Annotated in this window: 13 protein-coding genes; 6 read left to right on the forward strand and 7 right to left on the reverse strand. The window is 67.5% G+C overall.

Translation table 11 applies throughout. The features are described from left to right. Nucleotides 1-73: 73 nt before the first annotated feature. Entirely contained in the window at nucleotides 74-949 is an 876-nt protein-coding gene (locus tag NQ034_RS07830; protein WP_257048113.1) for a phosphodiesterase, read from the reverse strand. 141 nt (nucleotides 950-1,090) lie between these two features. Here NQ034_RS07830 and NQ034_RS07835 point away from each other — a divergent pair, with 141 nt between their 5' ends. From NQ034_RS07835 to NQ034_RS07860, 6 genes are all read left to right on the forward strand, one after another. Next, the gene (locus tag NQ034_RS07835; protein ID WP_257048115.1) at nucleotides 1,091-2,491 is read left to right on the forward strand and encodes an MFS transporter; all 1,401 of its coding nucleotides are present in this window, start codon (nucleotides 1,091-1,093) and stop codon (nucleotides 2,489-2,491) included. A 52-nt stretch (nucleotides 2,492-2,543) separates the two neighbouring features. Then, the gene (locus NQ034_RS16400; protein ID WP_257048117.1) at nucleotides 2,544-4,064 is read left to right on the forward strand and encodes an FGGY family carbohydrate kinase; all 1,521 of its coding nucleotides are present in this window, start codon (nucleotides 2,544-2,546) and stop codon (nucleotides 4,062-4,064) included. Between the two features lie 76 nt (nucleotides 4,065-4,140). Further along, nucleotides 4,141-5,832, forward strand: a complete 1,692-nt coding sequence (locus NQ034_RS07845) for a glycerol-3-phosphate dehydrogenase/oxidase (protein ID WP_257048118.1) — start codon at nucleotides 4,141-4,143, stop codon at nucleotides 5,830-5,832. After that, the gene (locus tag NQ034_RS07850) at nucleotides 5,832-7,349 is read left to right on the forward strand and encodes an FAD-binding oxidoreductase (RefSeq protein WP_257048119.1); all 1,518 of its coding nucleotides are present in this window, start codon (nucleotides 5,832-5,834) and stop codon (nucleotides 7,347-7,349) included. The genes NQ034_RS07845 and NQ034_RS07850 overlap by 1 nt, the downstream gene beginning before the upstream one ends. Nucleotides 7,350-7,394: 45 nt before the next feature. Further along, nucleotides 7,395-7,958: a glycerol-3-phosphate responsive antiterminator gene (locus NQ034_RS07855; RefSeq protein ID WP_257048120.1), complete on the forward strand. Its 564-nt coding sequence runs from the start codon at nucleotides 7,395-7,397 to the stop codon at nucleotides 7,956-7,958. A 42-nt stretch (nucleotides 7,959-8,000) separates the two neighbouring features. Beyond that, a complete protein-coding gene (locus NQ034_RS07860; protein ID WP_257048121.1) occupies nucleotides 8,001-8,315 on the forward strand; it encodes a putative quinol monooxygenase in 315 nt (104 codons plus the stop codon). A gap of 35 nt (nucleotides 8,316-8,350) precedes the next feature. On the opposite strand, the gene NQ034_RS07865 is transcribed toward NQ034_RS07860, so the two are convergent. The 6 genes from NQ034_RS07865 to NQ034_RS07890 all read right to left on the reverse strand — a co-directional run bounded on the left by NQ034_RS07865 (nucleotide 8,351) and on the right by NQ034_RS07890 (nucleotide 14,610). Next, complete coding sequence (locus NQ034_RS07865) at nucleotides 8,351-9,448, reverse strand: pyridoxal-phosphate dependent enzyme (RefSeq protein WP_257048122.1); 1,098 nt, start codon at nucleotides 9,446-9,448, stop codon at nucleotides 8,351-8,353. 80 nt (nucleotides 9,449-9,528) lie between these two features. Beyond that, entirely contained in the window at nucleotides 9,529-10,782 is a 1,254-nt protein-coding gene (locus NQ034_RS07870; protein ID WP_257048123.1) for an ATP-binding protein, read from the reverse strand. 119 nt (nucleotides 10,783-10,901) lie between these two features. After that, a complete protein-coding gene (locus tag NQ034_RS07875) occupies nucleotides 10,902-11,864 on the reverse strand; it encodes a sugar kinase (RefSeq protein WP_257048124.1) in 963 nt (320 codons plus the stop codon). Next, nucleotides 11,861-12,496: a bifunctional 4-hydroxy-2-oxoglutarate aldolase/2-dehydro-3-deoxy-phosphogluconate aldolase gene (locus tag NQ034_RS07880; RefSeq protein ID WP_257048125.1), complete on the reverse strand. Its 636-nt coding sequence runs from the start codon at nucleotides 12,494-12,496 to the stop codon at nucleotides 11,861-11,863. Before NQ034_RS07880 ends, NQ034_RS07875 begins: the two co-directional genes overlap by 4 nt. Nucleotides 12,497-12,535: 39 nt before the next feature. After that, nucleotides 12,536-13,441, reverse strand: a complete 906-nt coding sequence (locus NQ034_RS07885) for a cyclase family protein (protein ID WP_257048126.1) — start codon at nucleotides 13,439-13,441, stop codon at nucleotides 12,536-12,538. Then, nucleotides 13,441-14,610, reverse strand: coding sequence for a pyridoxal phosphate-dependent aminotransferase (locus NQ034_RS07890; RefSeq protein ID WP_257048127.1), 1,170 nt, complete (start codon nucleotides 14,608-14,610; stop codon nucleotides 13,441-13,443). Before NQ034_RS07890 ends, NQ034_RS07885 begins: the two co-directional genes overlap by 1 nt. Nucleotides 14,611-14,617: the final 7 nt, after the last annotated feature.

Here is a 14,617-nt window from a genome sequence, read left to right on the forward strand (position 1 = left end):
ACTAAGGAAGGGAAGGGTTTAATCGAAACTGGTTTCCGATGTTTGTCTCATTGAATCGTATGACTGGCACCGCTCAGCCCTCCGTGGCCTCCCGCAAATCCGCCTCCGTGAATTCCATGACCGTGGCGAAGGCGCCCAGCGGTACCACCGAGTGCAACAGCCGGTCGGGATAGACGTGGACCAGGTTGTAGCTCTGCCCGCCGTCGACCCCGTTGGCATAGGGGAAGACCACCTGCAGGTCCTCGGTATAGCAGGTCGCAGCGGCCACGGACACGGGAATCGATCCGGCGAAGGTCGAGGTCGTGGCATAGTGCAGGTGCCCGGCCAGCACTGCGCGCACATCGGTGCCCGCCACCACCCGTTCCAGCCCGGCGATATCGTGCAGTTCGATCGAGGCTCCCACGCCCAGGGGGCTGGGCAGGGGCGGATGGTGCATGGCCAGTACGGTGCCCTCGGGGGCCGGCTCGGCTAGAACACTCGCCAGCCAGTCCAGTTGGGCCGCGGACAACTCCCCGTAGTCCTCGCCGGGCACCGAGGTGTCCAGGGCGACGAGGCGCAGCCCGCCGAGCATATGCACGCGGTCCAGGGGTGCCTCGGTGCCGGGTAGATCGAGAAGTCCGCGGCGCAGGGCCGAACGGGAATCGTGGTTGCCCATCAGCCACAGCACCTGCGCCCCGAGCGATTGCGCCACTGGTTCGACCAGGGAGCGCAGTCGGGCATAGGCGGCGGGTTCCCCGGCATCGGTCAGGTCCCCGGTGAACAGCAGGACATCGGGTGAGATCGAGGAGCGTTGGACCCGTGCGAGTAGCCCGGCCAGGTTCGCCAGCGGGTCGATGCGACCCAGTAATGGCCCGGCTGCGGTGATGTGGGTATCGGAGATGTGCAGGATCGTGTGATCCGGCGGACCGAACTGGCCGGTGAGGAACTCGGCGCGGGTAGGGTTGAGCATCCCCTAACTATGCCCTATAGTTGCGATCCGTAGGGCAAGAATCTTAGACCTCCTACCAGTGGTCGGATGCTGCCCTTTTTTCAACCCTCATCCTCATTCCTTGTCCGGCCCTGTGGAGGTCCACGACAAGGAGGTCACACTATGGCGGTTGTCATCCGCGGAGTCGGCGACGTTGCCGACTACATCGATGCGCGCCCCGGGATCCGGGGACGCGCCGGCATCATCTGGTGGTTGCTGCTGGGCGGTCTATTCCTAGAGGCCCTGGCCAATTCGGCGATGAGCGCGGGCCTGAGCCCCATGACCAAGGACCTGAGCCTGTCCGCGGGCCAGGTCGCCCTGCTGACATCGCTGTCCTCATGGGTCGCGCTGCTGTTCAACCCGATCGGCGGCGCCGTCGCCGATCGGATTGGCCGCGTCCCCCCGCTGATCGCAGCGAAGATCTTCGCTGTTCTCGGCTCGGTCCTGGCCTTCACCGCCGCCGGTGTGTTCCAGGTCGCGGTGGGCCGCGTCTTCGTCGGCATGGCCTATGGCATCGACTTCGCCATTGCGATGGCGATGCTCGCCGAGTTCACCCCCAAGCGCTTCGCCGCACGCCTGAACACCTGGCAGGGCATCTGGTACACCGCGGTGTCGCTGAACCTGGTGCTGGCGATCATCTTCTACCAGGTGGGCACCGGTGACTCCATCTGGCGCTACCTGCTGGCCGTGTGTGGCCTGGTCTCCCTGGTGCTGCTGGTCCTGCAGTGGAAGTTCCTCGTCGAATCGCCCACCTGGCAGGCCCGCCGCGGCAAACTGGCCGGAGCAGCCAAGTCGATGTCGAAGGCCTACGGCGAAGAATTCGTCGCGGGCGAGGTCGCCCCGGAAGAACAGGGCGCACCCGTGGCCAGCAAGGGCCTGAAGAATCTGGCACTGATCTTCCGCGGCACCTACTTACCGCGCACCATCCTGGCCGCCACCGTGCAGCTGGTCCAGTCCATTCAGTACTTCGGCGTCGGCTGGTACCTGCCGATCATCGCCGTCGCCCTGTTCGGCAGCGACTTCGTGTTCAACTCCGTCGGCTCCCTGGTGTTCAACGTCTTCGGTATCATCGGTGGCTTCGCCTCGGCCTGGCTGTCGACCAAGATCGGCCAGCGCATCGCCTCGAAGTGGGGCTTCCTGATCGTCTTCGTCATCCTGGTGATCTTCGGCTTCGCCTATGACAAGCTGCCGATGTGGCTGGGCTTCGTGCTGCCATCGCTGTTCATCTTCGCCCACTCGATCGGCCCGGCCGCCAACGGCAAGTCCCTGTCGTCCCTGTCGTTCCGCTCCGAGGTCCGCGCCACCGCCAACGGCTTCATCGGCGCGATCGGCGCCCTGGGTGCGGCCCTGGGCCTGTTGGTCTTCCCGCTGCTGAAGGAATCGCTGGGCCTCGGTCCCACCTTCCTCATCGTCGCGGTCTTCCCGCTGGCCGCCTTCATCATCTGCGCCGTCATCAAGTGGGAGCCGACGCGGGCTGCGACGAACGTGGACGAGGAAACGGACGCTCCGCAGTTCGCTGCATGAGCGCAACCGCATGAGTAACGGAGAACCCGGAAAGATATAGGAAGAACCAAGCGTGTCAAGCAATCCGACCCAGCGCGGCATCCTCGCCATCGACGAGGGAACGACCGGCACCCGCGCGGCCATCGTCACCGAATCCGGCGACATCCCCTACATCTCCTACCGGCAGCTGGAAACACACAATCCGGCTCCCGGCGTCGTCGAGCAGTCCTTCGAACTGCTGTGGGACGTCACCTTGGAGGTGCTGCGGGACGCCCATGCGCGCGCCCGCGACCTGGGGATCGAGCCGGTGGCCGTCTCGGTGGCCACCCAGCGGGCCACCTCGGGCCTGTGGGATGCGGCGACGGGTCAGCCCTACGGGCACGCGATGGTCTGGCAGGACACCCGCTACGCCGAGAAGCTGGCGGAATACGCCGGTGACTGGGACGCTCAACTGCGGCGGACGACGGGCCGACCCGCCGGGGTGCGCTCGCCGTACCTGTGGGCAGCCGAACGCCTGCCAGAACCCGAGGTGGCCCGGGCGCTGGAACACGGCACCCTGCGGTTCGGGACGGTCGACACCTGGCTGACCTGGAAGCTCACCGGCGGTCGGACGTACATCACGACGCCCACCAATCTGGCCGCCTGCGGCGGCTACGATCTGAGCCGTGATGCGTACCTGCACGACTGGATCGCCGCCCTTGGCTTCCCCGTCGAACTGCTGCCGGAGATCACCGACGACGGGGCGACCGAGCTGGGCCGCCTCGCCCCGGAGATCCTGGGTGCCGAACTGCCGATCCGCGCCGTGATGGGCGACCAACACGGCGCGATCCTGGGCCTGGGCTGCTTCGACGCCGGACAATCCACCTGCATCCACGGCACCGGCAGCTTCATCGACCAGATCCTGGCGAGCCGCGCCGCACTCGACGTCACCGTGCCCCAGGCCGTGACCGGCACGGTGGGCTGGCGGGCCGGCGCCACGGTGCCGGCGGTGGAGAACTTCACCGCCGCCACCGGGTCCGCGTTGAACTGGCTGTGCCGCGAGATGCGCATGTTCGTCGACCCCCTGGAGATCACCGAACTGGCCTCCCGGGAGACCCTGTGGACGGGTACCGCGCCCCGCTTCGTGCCCGCGCTCACGGGGATCCGGCTGCCGGTGATCGACACGCGGGTGCGCGCCTCGATTTCCGGGATGGACCTGTCCACGACCCGTGGCGAGGTGGCCGTCGGCATGCTCGAGGGGATCGCGCAGTGCGTGGCCCAGTCGGTCGACGCGAACGTCGCGGTGGCAGGTGTCCGCCCCGATCGGCTGTGCGTGGGCGGGGGACTGAGCCAGTCCGATCCGCTCGTGCAGATGCAGGCCGACCTGACCGGAGTGCCGATGCTGCGCTACCCGGACACGGACAAGGCCACTCTGCGCGGGACGTCCTTCTTGGCCGGGGTGGGCCTGTTCTGGGACTCCCTGCCGGACGCCGCGGCCGCCATGGGCCGCCCGCAGGTCTTCACACCGCAGCTGACGGACGACCAACGGATCGAGCGCACGGATTCCTGGCGGGCCTTCGTGGACCGCCAGCGCGCGGCCCTGGACGCAGCCTGATGCCCCATAATTTTCCACAAGCCGTCTACGCAGGTTCTACGGACCGGTAGTTCACAGGAACAGTAAGGAGACTCGGATGGTTTCGCTTCCGGGAAGAAAAGTCAACGACGCGCGCGCGAAGATGGTGCTGGAGAACCCCCTGGGCTTCAGCCGGCGCGAAATGCTCGACGAACTGGAATCGAGCGTCTACGACGTGGTCATCGTCGGCGGCGGCATCACGGGCAGCTACGCGGCCCTGGACGCGGCGTCCCGCGGTTTCAAGGTCGCGCTGATCGAGAAGGACGACTTCGCCTCGGGCACCTCGTCGAAGTCCTCGAAGATGGTCCACGGCGGCCTGCGCTACATCGAACAGGGGAATCTGCCGCTGGTGCGCCACTCCCTGCTGGAGCGCCAGCGCCTGCGCAACAACGCCCCGCACCTGATCCAGCGCCTGCCCTTCCTGTTCCCCGTGCTCACCGACAACGGCGTGTTCGACCCGCGCCTGGCCGCCGGCTTCGAGGCCCTGCTGTGGACCTATGACCTGGCCGGTGGGTGGCGCGAGGGCGTCCTGCACCAGAAGCTGGCGCCCAATGAGGTGCTGTCCCACTGCCCGACCTTCAAGTCCGAGCGCCTGAAGTACGGCTTCATGTACTACGACGCGCGCGTCGACGACGCCCGCCTGACCCTGACCGTGGCGCGCACCGCCGCCTACTTCGGCGCGACCGTGCTCAACCACGCGAAGGTCTCCGACATCCGCCGCTCCGGTGGCAAGATCTCCGGCGTCGAGGTCGAGACCTCCGACGGCCGCAGCCTCAGCGTGCGCTCCAAGACCGTGGTGATGGCCACCGGCTCCTGGCTGCGCGACTGGCACGGCGCCCACCCGGACGCCGATGTGCCCCCGATCCGCCCCGCCAAGGGCGTGCACATCGCGGTGCCGTGGTCCAAGATCCGCAACGACTGCACCGTGACGATCCCCGTGCCCGGCCGCGCCCGCCGCGCCACCATCACCCGGTGGGGCGACATCGCGCTGCTGGGCACGACCGACGACGACTACCAGGGCGATCTGGACAACGTCTACTGCACCGCCGATGAGCGCGACTTCCTCATCTCGGGCACCCGCACGGCGCTGAACACGGACCTGGACGCCGACGATGTGCTCGGCTCCATCGCCGGCACCCGCCCGCTGACCGCCACACCGGGCGGGAAGTCCGTGGACGTCAAGCGCAACCACGAGATCCGCATCGACTCCGACGGCCTGGTCACCGTGGTCGGCGGCAAGCTGACCACCAGCCGCCACATGGCCGAACAGACCATCGACGCAGTGGCCAAGGTACTGGACTCCAAGGCGCGCACCCGCACCGTCAAGCAGCCGCTGCTGGGCGGCGCCGGCTACGATGCGCAGTCCACCACCGCCACCGGCGGCCTGGTCGCCCACCTGGGTGAGCGCTACGGCAACGAGAGCCACTTCGTCGCCGACATCATCGAGCACGAGGCCGGCGCCTCGGCCCCGCTGGTCGAGGGCCTGCCGTACCGCACCGGTGAGGCGGTCTACGCGATCCGCCGCGAGATGGCCACGACGATCTCCGATGTGCTCGACCGCCGGATGCGCGCCCGCCTGCACGCCCGCGACGCCTCGGCCGCGGCCGCCCCCGCAGTGGCCGATCTGCTGGTCGCCGAAGGCGTGACGGACCGCGCCGGCGCCGATGCGCAGCTGGCCGACTACCTGACCGGGATCGAAGCCGAGAAGACCGCCCTGAACACCTACGTCAACGACAAGGAATATGCCTGATGCTCAGCAAGGAAGCTCTCAAACGCAAGTACAACCGCGGCGACTACACCGTGGGCGCGCACACCGTGCCCAAGTTCGCCCGTGAAGCCGCACCCGAGGCCACCACGGCCCGGTTCCAGACCTCGGCCCTGCCTGCCGGCTTCGTCGAGAACCTGGCCGGCCTGGCAGGCGTGACCGAGGTCGTCACCGAGGCCGCTGCCGTCACCGCCGGCGTGCGCGACTGGTGGGCCGGCACGATGATCGCCGAAACCGATCACCGTGGCCAGTACCCCGACACCGTCATCGTCAAGGTTTCCTCCGTGGAGGGAATCCAGGCCGTGCTGGCGGCCGCGAACGAGGCCGGCGTGCCCGTGACCGCCTCTGCCGCCCGCTCCAATGTCACCGGTTCGGCCCTGCCGGCCGCCGGCGGCGTGGTGCTCGACGTGCTGGCCCTGGACCAGGTGCTGGACTTCGACGAGGAGAGCCAGATCATCACGGTCCAGCCGGGCATCTTCGGCGACATCTTCGAGCAGTGGCTGCAGGACCGCGGCTTCACCGCCGGCAACTGGCCCTCGTCCTTCGGCATCTCCACGGTGGGCGGCTGGGTCGCCTGCCGCGGCGCCGGACAGCTGTCCACCCGCTACGGCAAGATCGAGGACATGGTCGTGGGCCTGGACGTCGTGCTGGCCGATGGCACCCTGGTGTCCACCGGCGGCAGCCCGCGCGCGGCCGTCGGACCGGACCTGAACCAGGTGTTCACCGGCTCCGAGGGCACCCTGGGCGTCATCACCTCGATCAGCCTGCGGGTGCACCGTCTGCCCGACTACACGAAGGCCCTGGCCTTCGGCTTCCCGAGCTTCGCCGCCGGCCTGGACGCCTGCCGCGAGATCCTGCAGCGCGGGGCCAACCCCGCCGTGCTGCGCCTGTACGACGAACTGGAATCCGGTGTGCAGTTCGGACACGGGGAGACCAACGTCCTGCTCATCGCCGATGAGGGCAACCCCGTCATCATCGACGCGGTCATGGCTGTCGTCGCAGACGTGTGCAAGGACGCCGTGGTGCTGGACCAGGACACCATCCTGGAGACCTGGCTGGACACCCGGTACCTGACCGGCAAGTCCGCCGAGGGCTTCAAGGCCAGCGCCGGTTTCGTTGCCGACACCCTGGAAATGGTGGCGCCCTGGTCGAAGCTGCCCGGCATCTACGAGCGCGTGGTCGCCGCGATCAACGCGGTGCCCGGGACCAATGCCGGTTCGGCCCACCAGTCGCACGCCTATGTCGACGGGGCCTGCCTGTACTTCTCGCTGCGCGGCACCGTCGAACCCGATGAGCGCCAGGCCTGGTACGACCAGGTGTGGCAGGCAGTCAACAGCGTGTTGATCGAGGAGAACGCCTCGATCAGCCACCACCACGGCTGCGGGCTGCTGCGCTCGCCCTATGTCGCGGATTCGCTGGGCACCGGTTTCACCGTGCTGGCCGATCTGAAGAAGGCCCTGGATCCCAAGGGGATTCTGAACCCGGGTAAGTTGGGGCTCTGAGTAGAGTCCTACACGGTTGAGGCTAAGCGGATAGAGGTGGGCGCGATGGCCCTGGAACAGATCCTGCACGACAATCCGGTGATCGGCACGCTGTTCGGCGAGGCCGGCCTGGAGGAGTTCTGTGCGGCTCCCACGCGTTTCAGTTTCGTCGCGAACCTGCCCCTGTCCCGCCTCGACCACGTGTTCTCGCGCCTGGCCGAGGCCCCGACGCTGCCGCTGCTCAACGTCGATTCCGTGGCCGGGCTGACCGCCAACGCCGACGGCCTTGACTATCTCAAGGGCGTCGGCGTGCCCGGTGTCGTGTCCACGCACTCCCAGACCGTGGCCCGGGCCGCGGGGATGGGGATGCTGGCCGTGCAGAAGGTCTTCGTGACCGACCGGTCGAACCTGAAGAGGGCGGCGGCGACCGTGAAGGCCAGCCATGCGCACTTCGTCCAGCTCATGCCCTGGCCGGTCGTGCCGTTCGTGGACAGGGATTTCCTGGAGCAGCTGGGGCCGTTCATCGTGGCCGGTTTCGTGCGCACCGAGGACGATATCCGCCGCGCCTTCGATCTTGGGGCACTCGCGGTGTCGACCAGTCAGAGCGAGCTGTGGGATTTCACGCTGTAAGTTCCGTCATCAGGCTGTAAGCCCGTAAGAAGGAGAGACACAATGACCGATGACAAGACCGCCGGACAGACCGCGCATTTCCTAGCGCTGGCCCACTACTACCCGGCCGCCGGCAACGAGGCGCGGGTGCTCGAACTGCTGGTCGAACTGACCGAGGCCAGCCGTCGGGAGGCCGGCAATGTGTCCTACGATTTCTACGCCCCCGGCTCGAACGCCGGCGAGATCCTCATCGTGGAGCGCTATGTCGATGCCGATGCGTTCACCGTGCACCGCGAGTCCGAGCACTTCGCGGCCATCGGCAAGGCCAAGATCATCCCGCTGCTGAACAACCGCGTGGTCGAGGAATTCGCCATCTGAGTGGTTGAACGATCTGCGCTTGCGATGCTTGAGAGCTAGTCGAGAGGGTTCGCGTCGATGCTCTCGGTGATCGTCAACACCAGCGTGCTCGTGGCGTTCACGCCCAGGTGACGGCGGCGCTCAGCGGCGTCGTCACCGAGTAGGGCACGTTGGGCTCCGGCCAGGGCCGCGGCGCCACAGGGTCCGGCCGCCACCCCGAACTCGGCGAGTCGGTGCCCGGCGGCCACGGCCTCGGCGTCTGCAACGGCCACCGCGGCGTCCAAACCGTGATGAATGAATGGCCAGGCAAGCGAGGACGGCGTCCCGCAGTTGAGCCCCGACATGATGGTCCCGGGCGTATCGACCGAAACCGGTCGACCCACACGCAGGCTCGCCGCAACGCAGGCCGCATCGCTCGGTTCGACGGCGATCACAGCGGTCCCCGGCACCGCGTCGCGTGCGCGGTAGTGTGCGAGCGCCGCTTGCAGGAGGGAGCCGACTCCGGTGGGCACGAACACCGCATCCGGCTCACCGGCACCCAGGATCCCGAGCTGTGCATCGAGTTCTGTGAACATGGTCGTGTAGCCCTCGACGATCCACGTCGGCACATCCCGGTAGTCGTCCCAGGCGGTGTCCTGCACCAGGACATCGCCCTGTTCGGAGGCCGAGGCCGCTGCGGCCCGCACACAGTCGTCGTAGCTGCCCGCGACCTCGACGATCTCCGCGCCCTCTGCCCTGATGGCCATGACCGCGCTGGGATGGACGCCTCCTGCCGGGATGAAGATACGGGATGGATGGCCTGCCAATCGGGCGAAGTGCGCCACCGCACGGCCGTGGTTGCCATCGGTGGCCGTGACCACGGAGACCCGGTCCCGCGCGTCGCCGCTGCGCGACTCAAGGGCGCGATGCAGCGCCCATGATGCACCCAGCGCTTTGAACGCGGGCAGGCTGAATCGGTTGGACTCGTCTTTTGCCAGGACACGGCCCACGCCCAGCTCCTGTGCCAGCTCCGGCAGATCGACCAGGGCGGTGGGCGCATAGCCGGTCAGGCCACGATGGAATTCGTATGGCGCCGAGGGTACCGGATCGCACGTCCAATCGATATCCCGCCGGTTGGGCTGCCAGTCCGGTTCAAGGCTCTGTGCGTTCGTCATACATGGAACCCTAGCGACTCACCGCGTCGGACCCGGAGGCGAAGGCGGCCAGATCCTCGCGGGTGGGGTAGCCCTCCCAGTTATGGCGCAAGTGCCGTGATCGGAACGACGTGCACACCGTCTGGCCGGCGGCCGGCCGCCCCGGCAGACGTCAGCACGATGAGCGCGCCGGGGTCCCCTTGTTTCTTCGTGTCGACGCGTTCTGCAAATTTCAAGAGGCCGGCAGCTGCCCGATCGGCATCGCGCGGATTCAGTTTGATCTCTATACCCGCCCACTGCCCACCGGGCAGCGTCACGATCGCGTCGACTTCATTGCCCGACTCGTCGCGCCAGGTCTCGACGCGCCCGCCAAGCATTTGCGCATATACACGTAGGTCGCGAATGCACAGGGCTTCGAAGTGGAAGCCCGCGGCGTTCAGATCGTCGAGCAGGTTCTGGCTCGTCACGCCAAGTGCAGCCGTCCCAATGGACGGGTCGACAAAGTAGCGAGTCGGTTTGGACCGCAGCCGAGTCCTGGACCTCATGTGCGGCTGCCATGCCTCGGAATTGTCCAGCAGTCGCAGCCGCTCCAAAGCGTCCAAGTGGCTATACAGTGTCGAGGCCGCTACGGGCCCGCGGTCGCCGCCCGCGTCCGCACCGATTGCGGTGATTGCCGGGCTCTGCCCCACGTAGCGGCCCAGCGAAGCCAGTATGCGGGTCAGCGTACGTGGATCGCGCCTACCAACGAACTCCGGGATATCAACTTCGACGATCTGCCGCAGGTAACCGGTCAGCCAGCGGCGAGCGCTGGGTTCGTCGGCGTCGAGCAGGTCGGGCCATCCGCCAACGACGATGCGCTCCATGAGCTGCGGAATAGTCATTCCGTTGTCCCGGCCGGTCTGGGATTCGCCGTCGAGCAATGCCCGTAGGGATACCTCGCCGTTCGAGTGCTCGGACTCGAACAGGCTCATGGGTCGCATGCGCAGTACGCCGAAACGACCTGCGCCGGAATGCCTATTCACATCATCGCGGGGTGTGGCGGAGCCTGTCAGTAGATAGCGTCCCCTTTCACGGCCGGCCGAGTCAACGGCACGTCTCACCCGGTTCCACAACGCGGGTACGACCTGCCACTCGTCGAACAGAATCGGCGTGGGCCGATCGAATAGGTAGTCCGTGTTCAAGTCCACGGATGCACGAGCAGCGTCATCGGCTTCCATATCAAATTCTGTCGCCGCGATCTGCCGGGCCGTCGCGGTCTTGCCGCAAGCTTTGGGGCCCTCGATGAGAACGGCGCCCGTCGACTTCATTAGTTGGGTGAGTTCCGCGTCAGCGACTCTCGTCAGATACTGGTTCATACCTTAAGGCTACACTTTACGAAGGTTAAACACTATAGTTTGCGGAAACTGGATCAGTCATTTTGCGAAAGTTGAACACTACAGTTTGCGGGTTGTGCGTCTGGGCGCCATGAGAAGTCTCAGCGACTCACCGCGTCGGACCCGGTCGTGAAGGCGGCCAGGTCCGCGCGGGTGGGGTAGCCCTCCCAGTCGCCGTGGCTTAAACAGGCGAAGGCGCCGACCTGGGCGCCCAACTCCAGGCACCGGGCCGCGTCCAACCCGTCCAGCCGGGCATCGATGAAGCCCGCGGCGAAGCCATCGCCTGCACCCACCGTGTCGACCGCTGCCACGGGCACCGCGGGTTGGAAGATCGACGTGCCGTCCACCAGCGCATGGGCGCCATTGGCCCCGTCCTTGATCACGGGCAGGCCCGAGCCCAGCTCTGCCAGGCCGTGCAGCAGGCACTCGATGTCCGACTCCTTGGAACCCAACACCAGCCGGGCCTCCTCCGGCCCGGCGAAGACGATATCGGCCAGTGCAGCGAACTCACGGTAGACCGGCCGGGCGTCATCCTCGGTCCAGAGTCTGCCGCGGTGGTTGACATCGAAGGACACCGGCACGCCGGCCGCACGGGCCACCCTCGCGGCATGGAAGGCCGTGTCCCTGGCCGATTCCGAGATCGCCAGGGTGATGCCAGTGATGTGCAGGGCCCCTGCCTGGGAGATCAGATCGTCCGGCACATCGGCCGGTGTCATGCGCGAGGCCGCCGAACCCTGCCGGTAATACGTCACCGACTGCCGCCCCGGCAGGGGAGTGGTCTTGACCATCAGACCCGTGGGCGCGTCCTTAGAGGGTTCGGCGACAACAGCGGAAACCGATTCCGCGCGCAGCTCCCGCATGATGAGCCGGCCGAAGTCGTCGTCACCCACCCGGCTGATCCACGCGGCCGGCCGGTCCAAGCGCGCCAGAGCGATCGCGAAGTTCGACTCGGCCCCACCCATGCCCGCGACCAGCGCGGACCCGGGGGCCAGACGTCCGGCCTGCCCCGCCCGGATCAGGCCCATGGTCTCGCCGATGCTGACGACGTGCCGGAACTCCATCATGCGTTCAGTGCCGCCACGAACTCGGCGGTGCGGGCCCGCAGTGCGTCCACCGAACCACCCTTGAACACGTCTCCCAGCAGCGGACCGCCCACGCTCACGGCCGGCGCCCCGGCCGCCAACCAGGCCCGGGCCTCGGCCAGGTCGACGCCGCCCGAGGGGATTGCCTGGAGTCCGGGGAACGGTCCCTGCAGATGCTTGTAATAGCCCGCGCCCAGGGTCTGGGCGGGGAAGACCTTCACGGCATCGCAGCCCAGTTCCAGGGCCAGGGCGACCTCGCTGGGGGTCATCACACCCGGCAGGGCCGGCACACCCGCGGCGTGTGCTGCGGCGACCACGGACTCATTGAGATTGGGCGCCACCACGAACTTCGCACCCCCGGCAGCCGCGGCGCTCGCCTTTTCGGCGGTGCGCACGGTCCCCACGCCCAGCAGGGCGTCGGGGAACTGCTCGACCAGTTCCGGTAGGGCCTCAAGAGTGCCAGGCGTGGTCAGCGTCAGCTCGATCGCCTCGACCCCGGATTCGACCAGGGCGGCGACGACGGGACGGTAGGCATCGGCGGAAGACGCACGCAGCACGGCGACGATCCTGCGTCCGTCGAGGGAGGCGATGATGCTGGGGGTGGCGGCTGACATGATGCTCCTGACGCTTGGATTATTTGATGACGATCGGGTTCACGGGCCCACCGGACCCATGGCGCAGGCGCAGGGGGCTGCGACGTAGAAGGCCTCGTAGACACCGTCGGCGGCGCAGTCGTTAGCCCAGTCCTCCAACCACAGGGCCTCGTGGAACAGGATCCCCAGATTACGCTGCAGCACCACGTGCAGCGGATAGTCCGCTGCCACTGTCGACGAATGTGCCTGCTCATTGCACAGGGTGTCCGTGCCAAGGCCCGCGATATCGAATTCGTCGAGGAAGTCCAGCAGCTCCGGCTCGAAACTGAGCCCCGGCTCGTCCACCGGTTCCTCCACCGAGAAGAACGGCGCCGTGCCGGTGCGGATCAACAGGGTGTCCGCGGCCTGCACCCGGGTGCCCTGGTGTGCCAGGGCGGCTTTCACCTCGGCGATGGTGATGTGCTCACCGCGTGGCACGCGTTCGGTGCCGCGGAAGCGGGGCAGGTCGGCCAGCACGGCGCGACCCACCACGCCGCGGGCGGCAACGGCGGCGGTATCGGCATGCTCCAACCCACCATTGGTGGACTCAGCCGGCACCCCGGCGTAGAGCGTGTCCCCGGCGTAGGCGTGGCCCAGTGCGTCGATGTGCGTGGTGCCGTGGCAGGCCAGCATGATCGTGTCGTCGGTCGAGCGCATCCCGCCGGGCACCTCGGCCACGTGCCCGGACACGTAGTCCGCGTGCTCGCGCAGCATCCGGTGCTCGGTGGCCGGCCGGCCCTCGAGCACGGCGTCGCCGGCGGCCGAGTTGAGCACCAGCGCCAGCGAGTACCGCTTGCCTGTGCGGATCGCCGAGGCCGCCCGCAGGACGTTGGCCGCGTCGAGCAGATTCGCCCGGCCCAGCTCATCGCCGGCCGGCCAGCGGTCCCACTGCCGGGGCCCGGAGAAGAGTTCGCCGCCCAGATCCATTATTCGATGAGTCCGGAGTTGATGATGCGCCGGATGCCCTCGGTCAGGTCCGCTTCCGAAGAGGCCAGGGCCAGGCGGATCGCGCTCTTGCCCGAGGGCCCGAAGGCCGGTCCGGGACCCACCGCGACGCCGTGGTCGATCACGAGCTTCTCCGCGATCTCCTGGGCATCTCCGTGCGTGTCCACCCACAGGTAGAAGGCGCCGTCCGGGGCGGTGACGTCGATGCCTGCATCGGCGAACAGACGTTCGGCCAGCTTGGCGCGCTCGCCGTAGCGGGCACGCGATTCGGTCACGAAGTCCTGCGGGCCGGTCAGGGCCTCCAGGGCCGCGTACTGGGCGGGGGTGTTGACGCAGGAGACCACGGGCTCCTGGATCTTCGTCAGCGCATCGGTCAGCGCATCGGGCACGACCAGGTAGCCCACGCGCCAGCCGGTCATCGCATACGTCTTGGAGAAGGAGTACACGCTGATCACGCGACTGACCGCGGGGACCTGCTCGTCGGACAGGCCCAGCGCCTCGGCTTCGATCCGGCCCATGGAGACCATGGTGCCGTTGAAGACCAACTGGTCGTAGACCTCGTCGGCGAGGATCCACAGGTCGTGGGCCGCGGCGAAATCGTAGATCTCACGCAGATTCTCCGCGCTGAGCAGGGTGCCCAGCGGGTTCGAAGGCGAGTTGATCATGATCGCCCTGGTCTCCGGCGTCACCATCGCTTCGAGCACCGCCACGTCGATCGCACCGGTGTGCGTATCCATCGGGTAGAGCTGTTCGGTGACACCTAAGATCTTGGCCATCATCGAATAGTTCGGCCAGCTGGGGTCGGGGATCATGACGGCGTCCCCGGCCTGCGCGACACTGGCCAGGACCGTGAACAGGCCCTCCACCGCGCCATTGGTCACGACGATGTTCGACCAGTCGGCCGGCACCCGGTTGACAGTGGTGACCTTGTGCGCCAGGGCCTTGCGCAGGGGCACGATGCCGGCGTTCGGCTCATAGTGCGTGTGGCCATCGGCCATCGCCTTGGCGGCTGCCGCATTGATGTTCGCCGGCGTATCGGCATCCGGTTCGCCGACCTGCAGAGTGATGGTGCCGGGCCGGGCCGCGGCCAGTTCGCCGATCCGGCGGATTCCGGAGGCCGGCATGTCCGCGATAGCGGGGGAGAAGTACATGTGGTCA

The sequence above is a fragment of the Brevibacterium moorei genome (assembly GCF_024580735.1).
GTDB lineage: Bacteria > Actinomycetota > Actinomycetes > Actinomycetales > Brevibacteriaceae > Brevibacterium > Brevibacterium moorei.